Raw genomic sequence first — 13,753 nt, 5'->3', positions numbered from 1 at the left:
GGTTGGGGAGGCAGGTCCGGCGGGCTGATGAGGACGAGGCGTTCGGTGGCCGGGCGAGCGTTGCGCTCGGTCGGGGTGCGCCCGGAGCTCACCGGACCGTTCGCGCGCCGGGGCCGCGCCCTGGGCACGACCCGCGCCCCACAACCCCGAGGTCGTCTCGGCGTGCCAGGCGAGCCCGGCGCTCCCGGCCGCCCAGGCCACCAGCGGCGACCCGGGCAGCTCGCGCCCGTTTGCGGTGCGGGGGTGCTCGGCCACGCTGACCCGAACAGCCGCCGGCCACGGTCGTCCCTGGGCCGCCGCAACGTCGCGCGCGGCGCCCGCATGACCCAGCACGACCAGCTGCCCCAGGACCGACGGCAGTGCTTCCTGCAGGGCGACGTGCGGCGCGAGGCGGCTGGCGTGCAGGTCGAGTACCGCGCACGCCGCCAGCGTCAGGTGTCGCATCCGTTGGGGGATGGGCCGGGTGCAACCGCAGGCGAGGTAGCCGCCTTCTGCTCCCGCGATCGGCTGCAGCAGCACATCGTCGTGGTCCAAGGGAAAGGTCGCCCCCGCAACCGCGGCCGACCGCAGCCGCTGCACGTACTCGCCGGCTCGTCGGGCCATCGGCCGCGCGGTCATGGGCCACGCGGTGCCTGCCCGACCGTCGGCGTCGAGGTGCGCGGCCCACCCGCCGACGCCGGTCGCCAGGGCTCGCACCACGCGAGCCCGGGTGCGCCCGCGATCGCCCGGCCCCTGCGTCGCCGCGCGCACCAGGGCATGGGTTGAGCCGAGCGCTCCGTGCAGGTCTTGCCGCTCCGCCTCCCGCTCCCGCTGCCAGAAGGCCGCGACGACCGTCTGAAATCGGCTGCGCGTGGGCACGACGAGCAGCGGCAGACCCGCTCTCTCGCACGCTGCCTGCAGGGGTGGCGGCAGGGCGGCATGCACCGGGCCGACGCCGAAGCCCAGCGCCACCACACCGGCTCCGCGCAGTCGGGTGACGTAGTCGACCAGCCGGGTGAGGTGGGTCGTCAGGCTCAGGCCTGTGGTCAGCAGCAACTCCCCGCCGACGAGAAACGGCGTGGGGTCCAGCAGTTCGCTGACGTGCACGCCGGTGACCCGTGTGACCGCAGTGGGCAGCGGCCCCGTGGGCAGCAGGTCGTCCGGCAGGCCCGCGACGAGATCTTGGAGAGTCGTGGCCATGCCGCCATTATGTGTGCATTGTGCACCGAGATGTTCTCGTTAGTGCAATCCGCACGATGCCGTTCCGCACGCCGACTCCTACGGTTGAGGACAGAGCCGCCGCACTACCCGCCCACCCCGTCGCTGACGACGCCGAAGGAGATCGCTTGTGATCCGCCCTCTGAATCCCGTTCGGTCCGCCCTGTCAGCGACCCGGTCAGCAACCCAGTCAGCTGTGCGGCGTGACGAGGTGGCGGCGTGAGCGCGCCGCTGGCGGGTCTGCTCGTCGCCGACTTCAGCCGGGTACTCGCCGGACCGCTGGCGACGATGACCCTGGCCGACCTCGGCGCCGACGTCATCAAAGTCGAGCGGCCCGGGGTCGGCGACGACACCCGAGCCTGGGGTCCGCCCTGGGCCGATCACGGGTGGGTCGAGGGCGAGGTCGACGTCGCGGAACCGGGTGGCCAGGGGCTCTCCACGTACTACGAGAGCGTCAATCGCTCCAAGCGCAGCCTCACCCTCGACCTCGCGGACCCGCAGGATCGCCGCGCGGCCGTGGAGTTGGCTTCGCGCGCCGACGTGTTCGTCGAGAACTTTCGGCCCGGGGCGTTGTGCCGGCACGAGTTGGACTACGAGTCGGTGGCCGCGCTCAATCCGCGGATCGTCTACGCCTCGATCACCGGCTTCGGGTCGGGAGCCGGAGCCGCGCTGCCCGGGTACGACTTCGTCGTGCAGGCAGTCGGTGGCCTCATGAGCATCACCGGCGAGGCCGGCGGCGAGCCGACCAAAGCCGGAGTCGCCCTCGTCGACGTGCTCACCGGCAAGGACGCGACGATCGGGATTCTGGCCGCACTCGCCGCTCGGGAGCGTTCCGGCAGGGGTTGTCACGTCGAGATCGACCTGCTTTCCAGCCTGCTCGCGGCGCTGGTCAACCAGGCCAGCGGCTACCTGGGCGCCGGTGTGGTCCCGCGACGCATGGGTAATCAGCACCCCTCGATCGCGCCGTACGAGACCTTGCGCTGCGCCGACGGCGTGTTGGCGCTCGCCTGCGGCAACGACGGCCAATTCGGTCGGCTGGCCGCCGAGCTCGGACACCACCAGCTGGCCACGGATCCGCGCTTCGCGCGCAACGCCGACCGGGTGCGGCACCGCGACGCCCTCATCGACGCCCTCGAAGCCGCGCTGGCCACCGACACCGCCGCCAACTGGCAGACCCGGCTGACCGCGGTGGGCGTGCCGGCCGGAACGGTCAACGACCTCGCTGCCGCGTTCGCGCTCGCCGAAGACCTCGGGCTGGCGCCCATCGTCGACCTCGGCGACACCGCCTCGGCGCAAGTGCGCCATCCCGTGATCTATAGCGAACCGATGACCCGCACGCCGGCGCCCCCGCCGCTCCTGGGGCAGGACGCACCGAGCCTCCGCGCCTGGCTGAGCGGACCGCCGCAGGCCCCGCTACCCGCCCGCGATCCCCACGGAACAGCGAACTGACCAGCCAAACCCGACCAGACCCAGGAGGTCACCGGAATGAACCACAAACACGCGCCCCGCACCATCCACCCGCTCGACCTGGCCGACATCGACGACCAGCTCACCGACGAGGAGAAGGCCGTCCGCGAGGCCGTCCGCACCGTGTGCGAGAAGGAGATCGACCCCCACGTCGCGCAGTGGTTCGAGGCCGGTGAGCTGCCGACCGTGCGGGAGCTGGCCAAAACGCTCGGGGAGGTCGGGCTGCTCGGCATGCACCTGGACGGCTACGGCTGCGCCGGGATGAGCGCGGTCGACTACGGCCTGGCCTGCCTGGAGCTGGAGGCCTCCGACTCCGGCATCCGGTCGTTGGTCTCGGTGCAGGGGTCACTGGCGATGTTCGGCATCTGGCGTTGGGGCAGCGAGGAGCAGAAGCAGGAGTGGTTGCCGCAGATGGCCACCGGCGACGCGATCGGCTGCTTCGGCCTGACGGAGCCCGACCATGGTTCGGATCCCGGTTCCATGCGCACCCGCGCCCGCAAGGACGGCGACGACTGGGTGCTCTCGGGTCGCAAGATGTGGATCACCAACGGTTCTGTGGCGGATGTGGCCGTGGTGTGGGCCAATGCGGGGGAGGAGCACGGTGGCATCCGCGGCTTCGTCGTCCCGACGGCTACCCCCGGCTTCTCCGCCCCGGTGATCAAGCACAAGATGTCGCTGCGCGCCTCGGTGACCAGCGAGCTCGTGCTCGACGAGGTGCGGCTGCCCGGCACCGCGATCTTCCCCGAGGTCCGCGGCCTCAAGGGGCCGCTGAGCTGCCTGAACGAGGCTCGGTACGGCATCATCTGGGGCTCCATGGGGGCGGCCCGCTCGGCCTTCGAGTCGGCGCTGAACTACTCCAAGGAGCGCACCCAGTTCGGCCGCCCCATCGGCGGCTTCCAGCTGACCCAGAACAAGCTCGCGCAGATGAGCAACGAGCTGACGCTCGGCACGCTGCTCGCCCTGCACCTGGGGCGCCGCAAGGACGCCGTCGGACTGCGGCCCGATCAGGTGAGCATCGGCAAGCTCAACAACGTCTCCAAGGCCATCGAGATCTGCCGCACGGCGCGGACCATCCTCGGCGCCAATGGAATCTCCTTGGAGTACCCCGTGATTCGGCACGCGAACAACCTGGAGTCGGTGCTCACCTACGAGGGCACGCCGGAGATGCACACGCTGATGATCGGCCAGGCCCTCACCGGTGAGGCCGCCTACCGCTGACCCGCTGCGAGTTGGGGGCTAGCCGAGGCGGCCGAGCAACGCGCGGGAGATGACGAGGCGCTGGATCTGGTTGGTGCCCTCGAAGATCTGGGTGACCTTGGCCTCGCGCATGAACCGCTCGACCGGAAAGTCCTTGGTGTAGCCGTAGCCGCCGAGCACCTGCACGGCATCGGTCGTCACCCGCATGGCGGCGTCGGTGCAGGTGAGCTTGGCGACGCTGGCCTCCTTGCTGTGCGGGCGGCCGGCGTCCTTGAGGCGGGCGGCGTACAGGTAGGTGGCGCGCGCCGAGGTGACGGCAGCCTCCATGTCGGCCAGTAGGAAGGCCAGGCCCTGGAACTCGCCGATCTTGCGGCCGAACTGCTCGCGCTCCTTCGCGTATTCGGTGGCGACGTCCAGCGCCGCTTGTGCCAAGCCGGTAGCGCAAGCGGCGATGCCGAGGCGGCCCGCTTCGAGCGCCGAGAGGGCGATCGACATGCCCTGGCCCTCGGCTCCGATCAGGCGGTCGGCGCTCACGGCGACGTCTTCGAAGAGCACTTGGCCGACCGTGTCGCAGTCCAGGCCCATCTTGCGCTCGGGGGCGGCGAAGTTCAGGTTGGCGGCGTCGGCCGGCACGACGAAGCACGACAGGCCGCGGGGGCCGTCGTCGCTGGTGCGCGCGAACGTCGTGTAGAAGTCCGCGTGCCCGGCGTGGCTGATCCAGGCCTTCGTGCCGTGCAGCACGTAGCCCTCGCCCTCGCGGCGCGCCCGGGTCGTCATGCCGGCGACGTCAGATCCGGCGCCCGGCTCGGAGAGGCAGTAGGCGCCGAGCAGGTCGCCCGAGAGCATCGGGCTCAGCAGGGCCTCCTGCTGTTCCGGCGTGCCGAACGCGAACACCGGGTTGCAGGTCAGCGAGTGCACCGACACCCCGACGGCCACGCTCATCCAGGCCGCTGCGATCTCCTCCAGCGCCTGCAGATAGACCTCGTACGGTTGCCCGCCGCCGCCGACCTCTTCGGGATAGGAGAGGGTCAGCAGGCCCGACTGGCCGAGCAGTGCGAAGACCTCGCGCGGGAACTCCGCCCGCGCCTCGTACTCGTCGGCCTTGGGGCGCAACTGCTCGGCGCAGATCTCGCGTGTCAACTCGATCAGATCGGCGGCTTCTTCGGTGGGCAGCAGGCGTTGCACGGACATGGAGTGACCTTATGGCCAGAGGCGACGTGAGGGCCGGAATCCGGCGCGTGCGAGTCGGCAGATCCGTAGTTGCGGGAATGGGTGGCTAATAGCTCCGCGGATGCGGCTAGGCTGCGCCGTGTGTCGATCAGTCATTTCCGTGTGCGGGACGCGGCCGCGCTGCTCGGTGTCAGCGACGACACCGTGCGCCGGCTCATCGAGCACGACGCCCTACCCGCGACGAAGGACGATGCCGGTCGGATGGTCATCGACGGCGCCGCACTGGCCGCCTACGCCCGCGAGCGGGCCAGCCGTCCGCCCGACGTGCTCTCCGGTGCCACATCCGCCCGCAACCAGTTCGTGGGTCTGGTCACGGCGGTCACCTGCGATCGGGTGATGGCGGAGGTCGTGCTGCAGTGCGGCCCGTTCACGGTCGTCTCGCTCATGAGCACGCGGTCCGTGGAGCGCCTCGATCTGCGCCCCGGGGTGCTGGCCGTCGCCGTCGTCAAGGCCACGACCGTCATCATCGACACCCCGACCACGCCCTAACCCACCGGAGGAATCTCATGAGCATTCGCTATCGCCACGGCGTCATCGGCACGGCCGGCCTCGCCCTCCTCCTGGCGCTGGGCGCCTGCGGTGGCAACGCGGCCCCCGCGACGACGGCCACGGGAGAAGCCTCGCCGACGGCCACCACCGCGGCCGGAGGCACGCTGACCGTTTTCGCGGCAGCCTCGCTGCGACAGACCTTCGGCGAACTCGGCCCCAAGTTCGAGGCCGCTCACCCCGGCGTGAACGTCAGCTTCAACTTCGGCGGATCCTCCGACCTCGTCGCCCAGCTCGACCAGGGCGCTCCCGGAGACGTCTTCGCCTCCGCCGACGAGAACAACATGAAGAAGGCGGTCGACGCCGGCATCGTCACCGGCACCCCGACGCCGTTCGCGACCAACACCCTGACCATCGTCACGGCCCCCGGCAACCCCAAGAACGTCAGCGACCTGAAGGACCTCGCCACCAAGAGCGCCGCCGGCACCACGGTGGTCATCTGCGCGCCGCCGGTGCCGTGCGGCTCGGCGACCAAGAAGGTCGAGCAGGCCTCCGGGGTCACCATCAAGGCGGTCAGCGAGGAGCAGTCGGTCACCGACGTGCTCGGCAAAGTGACCTCCGGACAGGCGGATGCCGGGCTGGTGTACGTCACCGACGCCACGGGCGCCGGCGACAAAGTCGCGACGGTCACTTTTCCCGAGTCCAAGGACGCCGTGAACATCTACCCGATCGCCGCCCTCAAGAACGCCACGGACGCGGCCACGGCGCAAGCCTTCGTCGACTTCGTCACCGGACCCGAAGGCAAGACCGTGCTGTCGGAGGCCGGCTTCGGGGCGCCGTGATCGGTCGCCGCAGGCCACGAAAGGCCCGGCGGGCGGCGGACGTCGCGCTGCCGGTGTGGGTGTGGCCGGCCGCCCTGGTGGGGATCGGGCTCATCGTGCTGCCCCTGGTGGGCATGGCGACGGCCGTCGACTGGAGCAACTTCTGGGAGCTCATCACCGCGCCCTCGTCACTGACCGCCCTGACCCTGAGCCTGCGCACCTCGGCGATGGCCACGGTCGTGGCGGTGCTCCTGGGGACACCGGTGGCGCTCGTGCTGGCGCGCGGCTCGTTCCCCGGCCAGCGCCTCATCCGCGCGCTCGTGTTGTTGCCGCTCGTGTTGCCCCCGGTGGTCGGCGGCATCGCGTTGCTCTACACCTTTGGGCGCCGCGGGCTCATCGGCTCCCACCTGGAGGTGCTCGGTCTGCAGATCGCCTTCTCGACGACGGCGGTCGTGTTGGCGCAGGCGTTCGTCGCCACACCGTTCCTCATCATCGGTTTGGAGGGGGCGTTGCGCTCGGCCGGGCAACGCTACGAGCAGGTGGCCGCGACGCTCGGCGCGCGCCCCAGCATCGTGCTCCTGCGGATCACGCTGCCGTTGGTCGTGCCCGGCGTCGTCTCCGGTTCGGTGCTCGCGTTCGCCCGCTCGCTCGGGGAGTTCGGGGCGACGTTGACCTTCGCGGGCTCCCTCGAGGGGGTGACCCGCACGCTGCCGCTGGAGATCTACCTGCAGCGCGAGATCGACCCCGACGCGGCGGTCGCGCTCTCGATGCTGCTCGTGGCCGTCGCGGCGATCATCGTCATCACGGTGTACGGCGCGGGCGGGGAGTCGGTGCCCGGGCGTCGCCGGTCGCGGCCACCGGCGCAGGGTGCGTCGTCGTGAGCGTCGAGCCCGCCGCAGGCCGCGGCGCACGGACCGGGCGGGCGGCCTCGGCCCCGGACGTGCTGGCGGACGTGACCTTCGACGAACGCGACGTGCAGGTGCGCCTCGACGTGGCCGGCGGCGAGGTCGTGGCGCTGCTCGGGCGCAATGGAGCCGGCAAGTCGACGCTGCTGCAGGCGATCTCCGGGCTCAGCGTGCCCGACGAGGGGCGGGTCGTCGTCGGGGGGCAGACCTTCGTCGACACAGCCGCAGGGATCTTTCGGCCCGCGCACACACGGGGCCTGGGGGTGCTCACCCAGGACCCGCTGCTGTTTCCGCACCTGAGTGTGGCGGCGAACGTCGCCTTCGGTCCGCGCTCGCGCGGCCGGGGCCGACGGGCGGCCCACACAAGCGCCCTGCGCTGGCTCGACGCCCTGGGGGTGGCCGACCTGGCCGCTCGCAGGCCCGGGCAACTTTCCGGGGGGCAGGCCCAGCGGGTGGGCCTGGCCAGGGCGCTCGCAGTTGAGCCGGCGGTGTTGCTGCTCGACGAGCCGCTGGCCGCGCTGGACATCGCGGTCGCCGCGCAGTTGCGTCCGCTGCTGCGGCAGATCTGCCGCGAGCAGGGCCGCACGACCCTCATCGTCACCCACGACCTGCTCGACGTGCTCGCGCTGGCCGATCGCATCGCCGTGATCGAGGGCGGTCGCATCGTCGAGGTGGGGACGACGACCCAGGTGCTGGCGGCACCACGCAGCGCCTTCGCGGCGCGGCTCGCGGGCGTCAACCTCGTCCCCGGGCTGGCCGACGCCGGCCCGGCGGTGCGCACCGCCGACGGCGGCCGGGTCGTGGGGGTCGGCGACGTGCCGGATGGACAGCACGCCGTCGCGGTGTTCGCCCCCTCGGCCGTGTCGGTCTTCCCCGAGCCGCCCACGGGCAGCCCGCGCAACATCTGGCCGGCGGTGGTCACCGAGCTGGCACCCGCGGTGGCCGGGGACGGCGCGGTTCACCTGCGCGCTCGTGTCGAGGGCGTCGGTCTCATCGCCGCCGACGTCACCCCGGCCGCGGCCGCGGAGCTGCGGCTCGAACCCGGCGCCGCCGTCTACCTCGCGGTCAAGGCGCAGGAAGTCGCCATCCACGCCCGCACGTGAGCCGGCCGGCCACTACAGACTCACGCGAGGCATCACTCGATGCCGACCATCACCTCGGTGGACTTGATGAACGCGACGGCCGACTGGCCCTGCTCCAGGCCCAGGTCCTGCACGGCGTCCTTGGTGATGGCGGCCGTGACGACCTGGTCGCTGCCGTCGAGGCGAATGCGAACGGTGGCCATGACGGCACCGAGCTCGACCGACTCGATCGTGCCGCGCAGCTGATTGCGGGTGGAAAGACGCATGGGTGGCTCCTTGGGGTCAGCCTGGTGTTGAACGTGCGGTGTTCGCCACCGTAGGTCCGCCCATGGGTGCTGACCAATCGCTCCGCAGCTTCGGCCACCGGCGGCGGCTACGGCCGGATCTGCCGATCCGGGGCAGGTACGGGCGTCGCCGAGCCCGCACAGCCAAAGACAGTGTTCGCTTTTGCACCGTCCGGGGTGCAAAAGCGAACACTGTCTTTCGGCGGCGGCCCAGGCCGCCGGTTGACTCGTCAGTTACGCACGACTTGTCGGTGTCCGGCGTCGAGGCGGCGGGTCCACCCGCGGGCGTCGAGATGCTCCAGGAGCGGAATCGCGACGCGCCGTGTCGTGCCGAGGGCCTGTCGTGCCTGGCTCGTCGTGAACGGCTGCGGCAGGGCGGCAAGGAGCCGCATCGCGCGGGCCGGCGCGGTCGGCTGCAGGTAGATGCCGTCGCCGAGCCGCAGCAGGCGGGTCATGCCGACTGCGGCTGCCAACTGGCGGGAACCCAACCCCGCGGCCCGCAGCTCGTGCGCCTCCGGCGCCGCGAACGGAGCCTGCGCAAGCCGCTCTTCGATGCCGCGCAGGCCCGCCTCGGCGGCGCCCAGGTCGGGCCGCGTTCCCGGCAACTGCAGGCGACCCTGCGAAACCTCCAACCCGGCGTCAGCGGCTGCCGGGGCTACGAGGCGCAGGTCCGGAATGTCGACTTGCGCCCGGGCCGCCTCCAGGGGCACGAACGGATCCAGCGGATGGGTCGTGGCGCGGGCGGAGGCCAGGTCTCGCAGCGCGGCCCCCCACCGTCGCCACTGGTCGGGGTCGACGAGCCAGCCGTCCCGGCGCACCAGCGAATTCGCGGCGGCGCAGGCGGACGCCAGGTCGACCCCCAGGTCGACTGCGTGCGACTCCCGCATCGCCCCGCGCGCGGCGACCTCGGTCGCCAGGTCCAGCAGATCCGCGGAGCGCCCCGCCAGCTCGTGCCCGCGGCGGGCACCGTCGCCGCGACGAGTCAGCGCGGGCGGATCGGCGTCGACAACCACCACGCCGACGACGCTCTCTCCGGAGGCGTCACCCGGGTCGCGCAGGATCGCCCGGTCGCCGGCCATGACCGGCAGCGGCTCCGGCAGCAGGATGCGCACGACCCCCGTGGACTCGGCGTCCAGGGGGCGGATATGCACGGCGGGGGAGGCGGTCCCCAGATGCAGCGTGACTCGCTGCGGCAGGTCCGGGACGGCCTGCGGGTCGCCGACGAAGCGGGCGTCGAACACCCGCGTCACTCGCCACGACGTGGGCGTCAGCAGCGCGTCGCCGCGGCGGAGTTCATCGGCTCCGACCCCGCGCAGGTTGACCGCCACCCGGGCCGGTGCCTCGACCTGATCGCGGTGCTCTCCCAACGCCTGCAGCCCCCGAACCCGCACCATCCGACCGCCGACCTCAAGTTCGTCGCCGACCGCGATCGCCCCGGCGCCCAGGGTGCCGGTGACGACCGTGCCCGCACCCGCGATCGTGAACGACCGGTCGGCCCACAGCCGCACTCGCTGGGTCGGTTCGGGAGGCGGCATGCCGTCGACGAGGCGGTCCAACGCCGCCCGCAGCTGCGCCAGACCCGCACCGGTGAGCGCACTGACCGCGACCGCCTCGACGTCGGCCAGGCTGCCGCCGGCCAACCGCTCGCCGGCATGCGCCAGGGCCGGAGCCGGATCGGCGAGGTCAGCGCGAGTCACGACGAGGATGCCGCGGTCGATGCCCAGCGCCTCGATCGCGCGCAGATGCTCCTGGCTCTGGGCGCTCCACCCTGCGTCGGCCGCGACGACGAAGACGACGGCCGGCACGGGACCGATCCCGGCGAGCATGTTGCCGATGAAGCGCCGGTGTCCGGGTACGTCGACGAACGCCAGCGTGCGACCCGACGGCAGGGTGGTCCACGCGTAGCCGAGGTCGATGGTCAGCCCGCGACGGCGCTCGGCCTCCCAGCGGTCGGGCTCCATGCCGGTCAGGGCGTGCACGAGTGTCGACTTGCCGTGGTCGACATGCCCTGCGGTGGCCAGCACGTGCATCCTCAGCCCAACCCGTCCGCACCGACAGTCGTTTCGCCCGGATCACCCGCGGCCGGATCGCCCGCTGCTCCGGCGTGGGTCGCGAAGGCTGCGACGGCGACCGCGGCGGCCACGCCGGTCAGGTCGTCGTCGGTCAGGCAGCGGACGTCGAGCAACAGGTGCCCGCCCTCGAGCCGGCCCACGACGCAGGGAATCCGCGGGTCGCTCGGGTCGCCCACCCGAAGCGGAGGTGCCAGCCGCTCGGGGATCGCGACCGCCCAGCCGGGCAGGCAGACCCCGGGCGCGCAGCCGCCGCCGACAGCGCCGTCACTGCGCACGACCTGCGCGGCCAGCGTTGCGGGCAACAGGTCGGCGAGCCGGGCGGCCCGCGTCCGCAGCTCGGTCGACGGGGTGTGCAATGCGACGTGCGTGGGGGCCGCCCCGAGGCGCAGGGTCGCCTCCAGGGCCGCCAAGGTCGTCTTGTCGACTCGCATCGCCCGGGCCAGCGGGTGGCGTCGGACGCGCGCGACGAGGGCGGGGTCGCCGAGCACCAGACCTCCCTGCGGACCGCCGAGCAACTTGTCGCAACTGGCTGTGACAAGGCTGGCGCCGGCCCGCAGCACACTGGTCGCATCCGGCTCGTCCGGCAGCAGAGGATCGGCGGTCAGCAGGCCGCCCCCGATGTCGACGACGAGCGGCAGCCCCCGCTCCCGGCACGGCCCCGCCAGCTCGGCGATGTCGACCTCGCGGGTGAAGCCGGTGATCCGGAAGTTGCTGGGATGCACCTTGAGCACCGCCCCGGTCTGCGGCCCGACCCCGTCGAGGTAGTCGGCCAGGTGTGTGCGGTTGGTCGTGCCGACCTCGCGCAGCGCGGCCCCGGTGGCGGCGAGCAGTTCGGGGATGCGGAAGCCGTCGCCGATCTCGACGAACTCGCCGCGGGAGACGACCACCTCGGGGCGGCCGGGGGCTACGGCGAGCGCCGCAACGACGAGCGCCAGCGCCGCGGCACCGTTGTTGACCACGAGGGCGCCGGTGCCCTCGGGGAGGTGGGCCGTCAGCGCCTGCAACGTCCCCCGGCCGCGGCGCGCGCGCGTGCCGTCGGCGAGGTCGAACTCGACGTCGCAGTAGCCGGAGGCGACGGCCAACGCCTCACGGGCCGATGGCGACAGGGGTGCCCGGCCCAGGTTGGTGTGCAGGATGACGCCGGTCGCGTTGAGGACCGGGCGCAGCGTCGTCGCGTGTCGTTCCCGGGCCCGCAGTTGGGCCAGTGCCGAGGGGCCCACCGAATCGGGTTCCAATTGCCCACGGCGCGCCGACTCCTGCGCGGCGCGGATGGCGGTCTTCACGGCCGCCGTGCCCCACTGCGCGGCGGCAGCGGTGAACTCCGGCGCCGCCAGCAGCGCGTCGGTGCGCGGGATCGCGCGCCGGGGGTCGTCGCGCCGGGGGTCCTCGGGCCGCCGGTCGTTGCGGCGGGGGTCGGCTGGGGACACGTCGCCTCGTCTCGGGGTCGGTGCGGTCGATTGGGGCTCGGGTTCGGGCTCGGAGTCGGGTGTGGTCGGGGTCGGTGCGATCGGGGCCTCGACGGTGATTTCGGCCGGCCAGGTGTGCGGATCGCGGCCGAAACCTCGGCGTGTCGGTGTGATTACCGGCCCAGACAGCCTCAGACGGGCATTCTTACAGGACCGGCACCGCCGGCATCCAGGTGGCAGACCGCTGCGGCAGCCGGCGCCGTGCCGAACGTGCCGGAAGGAGGGCCGCGGATGGGCCAGGGTTCGGACTGGTTCGACGACATCTTCGCGGGCGACCCCCTGCGCGCGGATCCGCCGCAGGGTGCGGACCGCCCGGGGAGCGGATCCGGCGGCGAACCCCCCAGCGTCACCGATGGATTCGAGGATCTGTTCGTCGATTTCGACGAGGACGATCCGCAGGCCGGCGACGCGGGGGCGACCGCAGCCGACGCCCGCGACACCTCCTCGGCGCGGCTTGACGCTGCGCAGACAGCAGCGGCGGGCCCGCGGGTCGAGCCGACCGCCGACGAGCCGCCACCGGCCGAGCCGACCGCCGACGAGCCGCCACCGGCCGAGCCGTCAGCGGAGGTACCGACGGACGAGGCACCGGCACCACCGGCTCCGGACGAGGCCGCCTACGCCGGAGAGGGCTGGGCCGGCGACGAAGGAACGGTGCCGCAAGAGGCCCCCTGGGTCAGCGATATCGACACGAGCCCCGTACCGCATCGGGAGATGACCGGGCTGTGGCTGACGACCGAAAGCGACCGCGAGAGCCCGCTGCGCCTCGACGGGCAACCGATCGAACCCGAGGAGCTCGACCTCGCGCCGGAGATCGTCGACCGCCTGCTCGACTGGTCGGACCAGTGGCGCGCCCAGTGGGACGAGGCACAGGGGTGGCTGCCGCGGGCGCGGATCGGCGACTACGAGGCCCTCGGCCACTGGCTCGCGCGGCGGGTCAAGGACGGTGCGGGCGCGGTCGAGGTGACGCTGCAACTGGCCCACCTGGGCCGCGCCGGAGTCGAGCGGATCGCGGCGGCGGACGTGCGCGCTCCGCTCGTGGTCCAGCTCAGCAACGCCCACGGCCGCCGGTTTCCGGTCGTCGGCGACTTCGTCACCGACTCGGGGGTCGGCAGCTTCACCGCCGAGCTCAACGCCAAGCTGGAGGGGTGGGCCGAGCACTTCGCCGCGCACATGGACCCCGTGCTCGGCTGGGGTGATGCGCGGGCCGCGCGCGACCACGCGACCTTCGCCGGCGAACTCGTCGGCGAGATGACCGACGAACTCGGCCCCGACTACCGGGTGGAATTGGACCTGTGGGAGGTCTTGGGCGTGCTGGAGGCGCAGGGGCCCGCTCGTTGATGTGAGCGGGCCCTTGACTGCCGAAGACACTCCGAGCACGTAACTGCTGGTGAGGTGCCTTCCATGGCAAGAGATTTGGCGGAGACGCACGGGAATCGAACCCGCCCGCGACGGATACCGCCGCACATCGGTGTTGAAGACCGAGGAGCCCACCAGGTGCCCAGGCGCCTCCGAGGTCAGCCTACGTCGGGGTTTAGGCTCGCGCTAT

12 protein-coding genes and 1 tRNA gene are annotated in these 13,753 nt (G+C 72.4%); 7 read left to right on the top strand and 6 right to left on the bottom strand.

All coding sequences use genetic code 11. From position 1 onward, the window contains the following. Window positions 1–1,179: PucR family transcriptional regulator ligand-binding domain-containing protein (locus KILIM_RS22215; protein ID WP_006592196.1), on the bottom strand; the 1,179-nt coding region annotated here is incomplete at its 3' end. Between the two features lie 237 nt (window positions 1,180–1,416). Between KILIM_RS22215 and KILIM_RS08225 the strand changes: the two genes are divergently transcribed. Together KILIM_RS08225 and KILIM_RS08220 are read left to right on the top strand one after the other, a co-directional pair. Beyond that, entirely contained in the window at window positions 1,417–2,646 is a 1,230-nt protein-coding gene (locus KILIM_RS08225; RefSeq protein ID WP_006592195.1) for a CaiB/BaiF CoA transferase family protein, read from the top strand. A 36-nt stretch (window positions 2,647–2,682) separates the two neighbouring features. Continuing rightward, the gene (locus tag KILIM_RS08220; protein WP_006592194.1) at window positions 2,683–3,882 is read left to right on the top strand and encodes an acyl-CoA dehydrogenase family protein; all 1,200 of its coding nucleotides are present in this window, start codon (window positions 2,683–2,685) and stop codon (window positions 3,880–3,882) included. An 18-nt stretch (window positions 3,883–3,900) separates the two neighbouring features. On the opposite strand, the gene KILIM_RS08215 is transcribed toward KILIM_RS08220, so the two are convergent. Beyond that, complete coding sequence (locus tag KILIM_RS08215; protein ID WP_006592193.1) at window positions 3,901–5,052, bottom strand: acyl-CoA dehydrogenase family protein; 1,152 nt, start codon at window positions 5,050–5,052, stop codon at window positions 3,901–3,903. Window positions 5,053–5,178: 126 nt separating this feature from the next. Between KILIM_RS08215 and KILIM_RS08210 the strand changes: the two genes are divergently transcribed. Genes KILIM_RS08210 through KILIM_RS08195 form a run of 4 tightly spaced genes read left to right on the top strand, consistent with a single transcriptional unit; the run spans window position 5,179 to window position 8,406 of the window. After that, on the top strand, window positions 5,179–5,580 hold the full coding sequence (locus KILIM_RS08210; protein ID WP_040562690.1) for a TOBE domain-containing protein: 402 nt from the start codon (window positions 5,179–5,181) through the stop codon (window positions 5,578–5,580). 17 nt (window positions 5,581–5,597) lie between these two features. After that, entirely contained in the window at window positions 5,598–6,419 is an 822-nt protein-coding gene (gene modA, locus KILIM_RS08205) for a molybdate ABC transporter substrate-binding protein (protein ID WP_006592191.1), read from the top strand. Window positions 6,420–6,472: 53 nt separating this feature from the next. Further along, complete coding sequence (locus tag KILIM_RS08200; protein WP_006592190.1) at window positions 6,473–7,279, top strand: ABC transporter permease; 807 nt, start codon at window positions 6,473–6,475, stop codon at window positions 7,277–7,279. Continuing rightward, window positions 7,276–8,406, top strand: a complete 1,131-nt coding sequence (locus KILIM_RS08195; protein ID WP_006592189.1) for a sulfate/molybdate ABC transporter ATP-binding protein — start codon at window positions 7,276–7,278, stop codon at window positions 8,404–8,406. Before KILIM_RS08200 ends, KILIM_RS08195 begins: the two co-directional genes overlap by 4 nt. 32 nt (window positions 8,407–8,438) lie before the next feature. On the opposite strand, the gene KILIM_RS08190 is transcribed toward KILIM_RS08195, so the two are convergent. The 3 genes from KILIM_RS08190 to selA form a co-directional block, all read right to left on the bottom strand. Then, window positions 8,439–8,651: a TOBE domain-containing protein gene (locus tag KILIM_RS08190; RefSeq protein ID WP_006592188.1), complete on the bottom strand. Its 213-nt coding sequence runs from the start codon at window positions 8,649–8,651 to the stop codon at window positions 8,439–8,441. A 248-nt stretch (window positions 8,652–8,899) separates the two neighbouring features. Continuing rightward, complete coding sequence (locus KILIM_RS08185; RefSeq protein ID WP_006592187.1) at window positions 8,900–10,699, bottom strand: selenocysteine-specific translation elongation factor; 1,800 nt, start codon at window positions 10,697–10,699, stop codon at window positions 8,900–8,902. A 2-nt stretch (window positions 10,700–10,701) separates the two neighbouring features. After that, window positions 10,702–12,168 carry an L-seryl-tRNA(Sec) selenium transferase gene (gene selA / locus KILIM_RS08180; protein ID WP_006592186.1) on the bottom strand — a complete coding sequence of 489 codons (1,467 nt, stop codon included), beginning with the start codon at window positions 12,166–12,168 and terminating at the stop codon, window positions 10,702–10,704. A gap of 270 nt (window positions 12,169–12,438) precedes the next feature. Between selA and KILIM_RS08175 the strand changes: the two genes are divergently transcribed. Continuing rightward, window positions 12,439–13,545, top strand: a complete 1,107-nt coding sequence (locus KILIM_RS08175; protein ID WP_006592185.1) for a hypothetical protein — start codon at window positions 12,439–12,441, stop codon at window positions 13,543–13,545. A 76-nt stretch (window positions 13,546–13,621) separates the two neighbouring features. On the opposite strand, the gene KILIM_RS08170 is transcribed toward KILIM_RS08175, so the two are convergent. Beyond that, window positions 13,622–13,717: transfer RNA gene (locus tag KILIM_RS08170), tRNA-Sec, on the bottom strand. Between the last annotated feature and the right edge of the window lie 36 nt (window positions 13,718–13,753).

The organism is Kineosphaera limosa NBRC 100340 (genome assembly GCF_000298215.1).
In the GTDB taxonomy this organism is placed as follows: domain Bacteria; phylum Actinomycetota; class Actinomycetes; order Actinomycetales; family Dermatophilaceae; genus Kineosphaera; species Kineosphaera limosa.
The sequence above is the reverse complement of the archived record's forward strand: the minus strand, read 5'-3'. Positions and strand labels throughout refer to the sequence as shown.

Coding starts and splice junctions, on each gene's coding strand:
- KILIM_RS08190 (WP_006592188.1), bottom strand. CDS start 8,651: ATGCGTCTTTCCACCCGCAATCAGCTGCGCGGCACGATCGAGTCGGTC.
- KILIM_RS08220 (WP_006592194.1), top strand. CDS start 2,683: ATGAACCACAAACACGCGCCCCGCACCATCCACCCGCTCGACCTGGCC.
- KILIM_RS08175 (WP_006592185.1), top strand. CDS start 12,439: ATGGGCCAGGGTTCGGACTGGTTCGACGACATCTTCGCGGGCGACCCC.
- KILIM_RS08215 (WP_006592193.1), bottom strand. CDS start 5,052: ATGTCCGTGCAACGCCTGCTGCCCACCGAAGAAGCCGCCGATCTGATC.
- KILIM_RS08185 (WP_006592187.1), bottom strand. CDS start 10,699: ATGCACGTGCTGGCCACCGCAGGGCATGTCGACCACGGCAAGTCGACA.
- modA (WP_006592191.1), top strand. CDS start 5,598: ATGAGCATTCGCTATCGCCACGGCGTCATCGGCACGGCCGGCCTCGCC.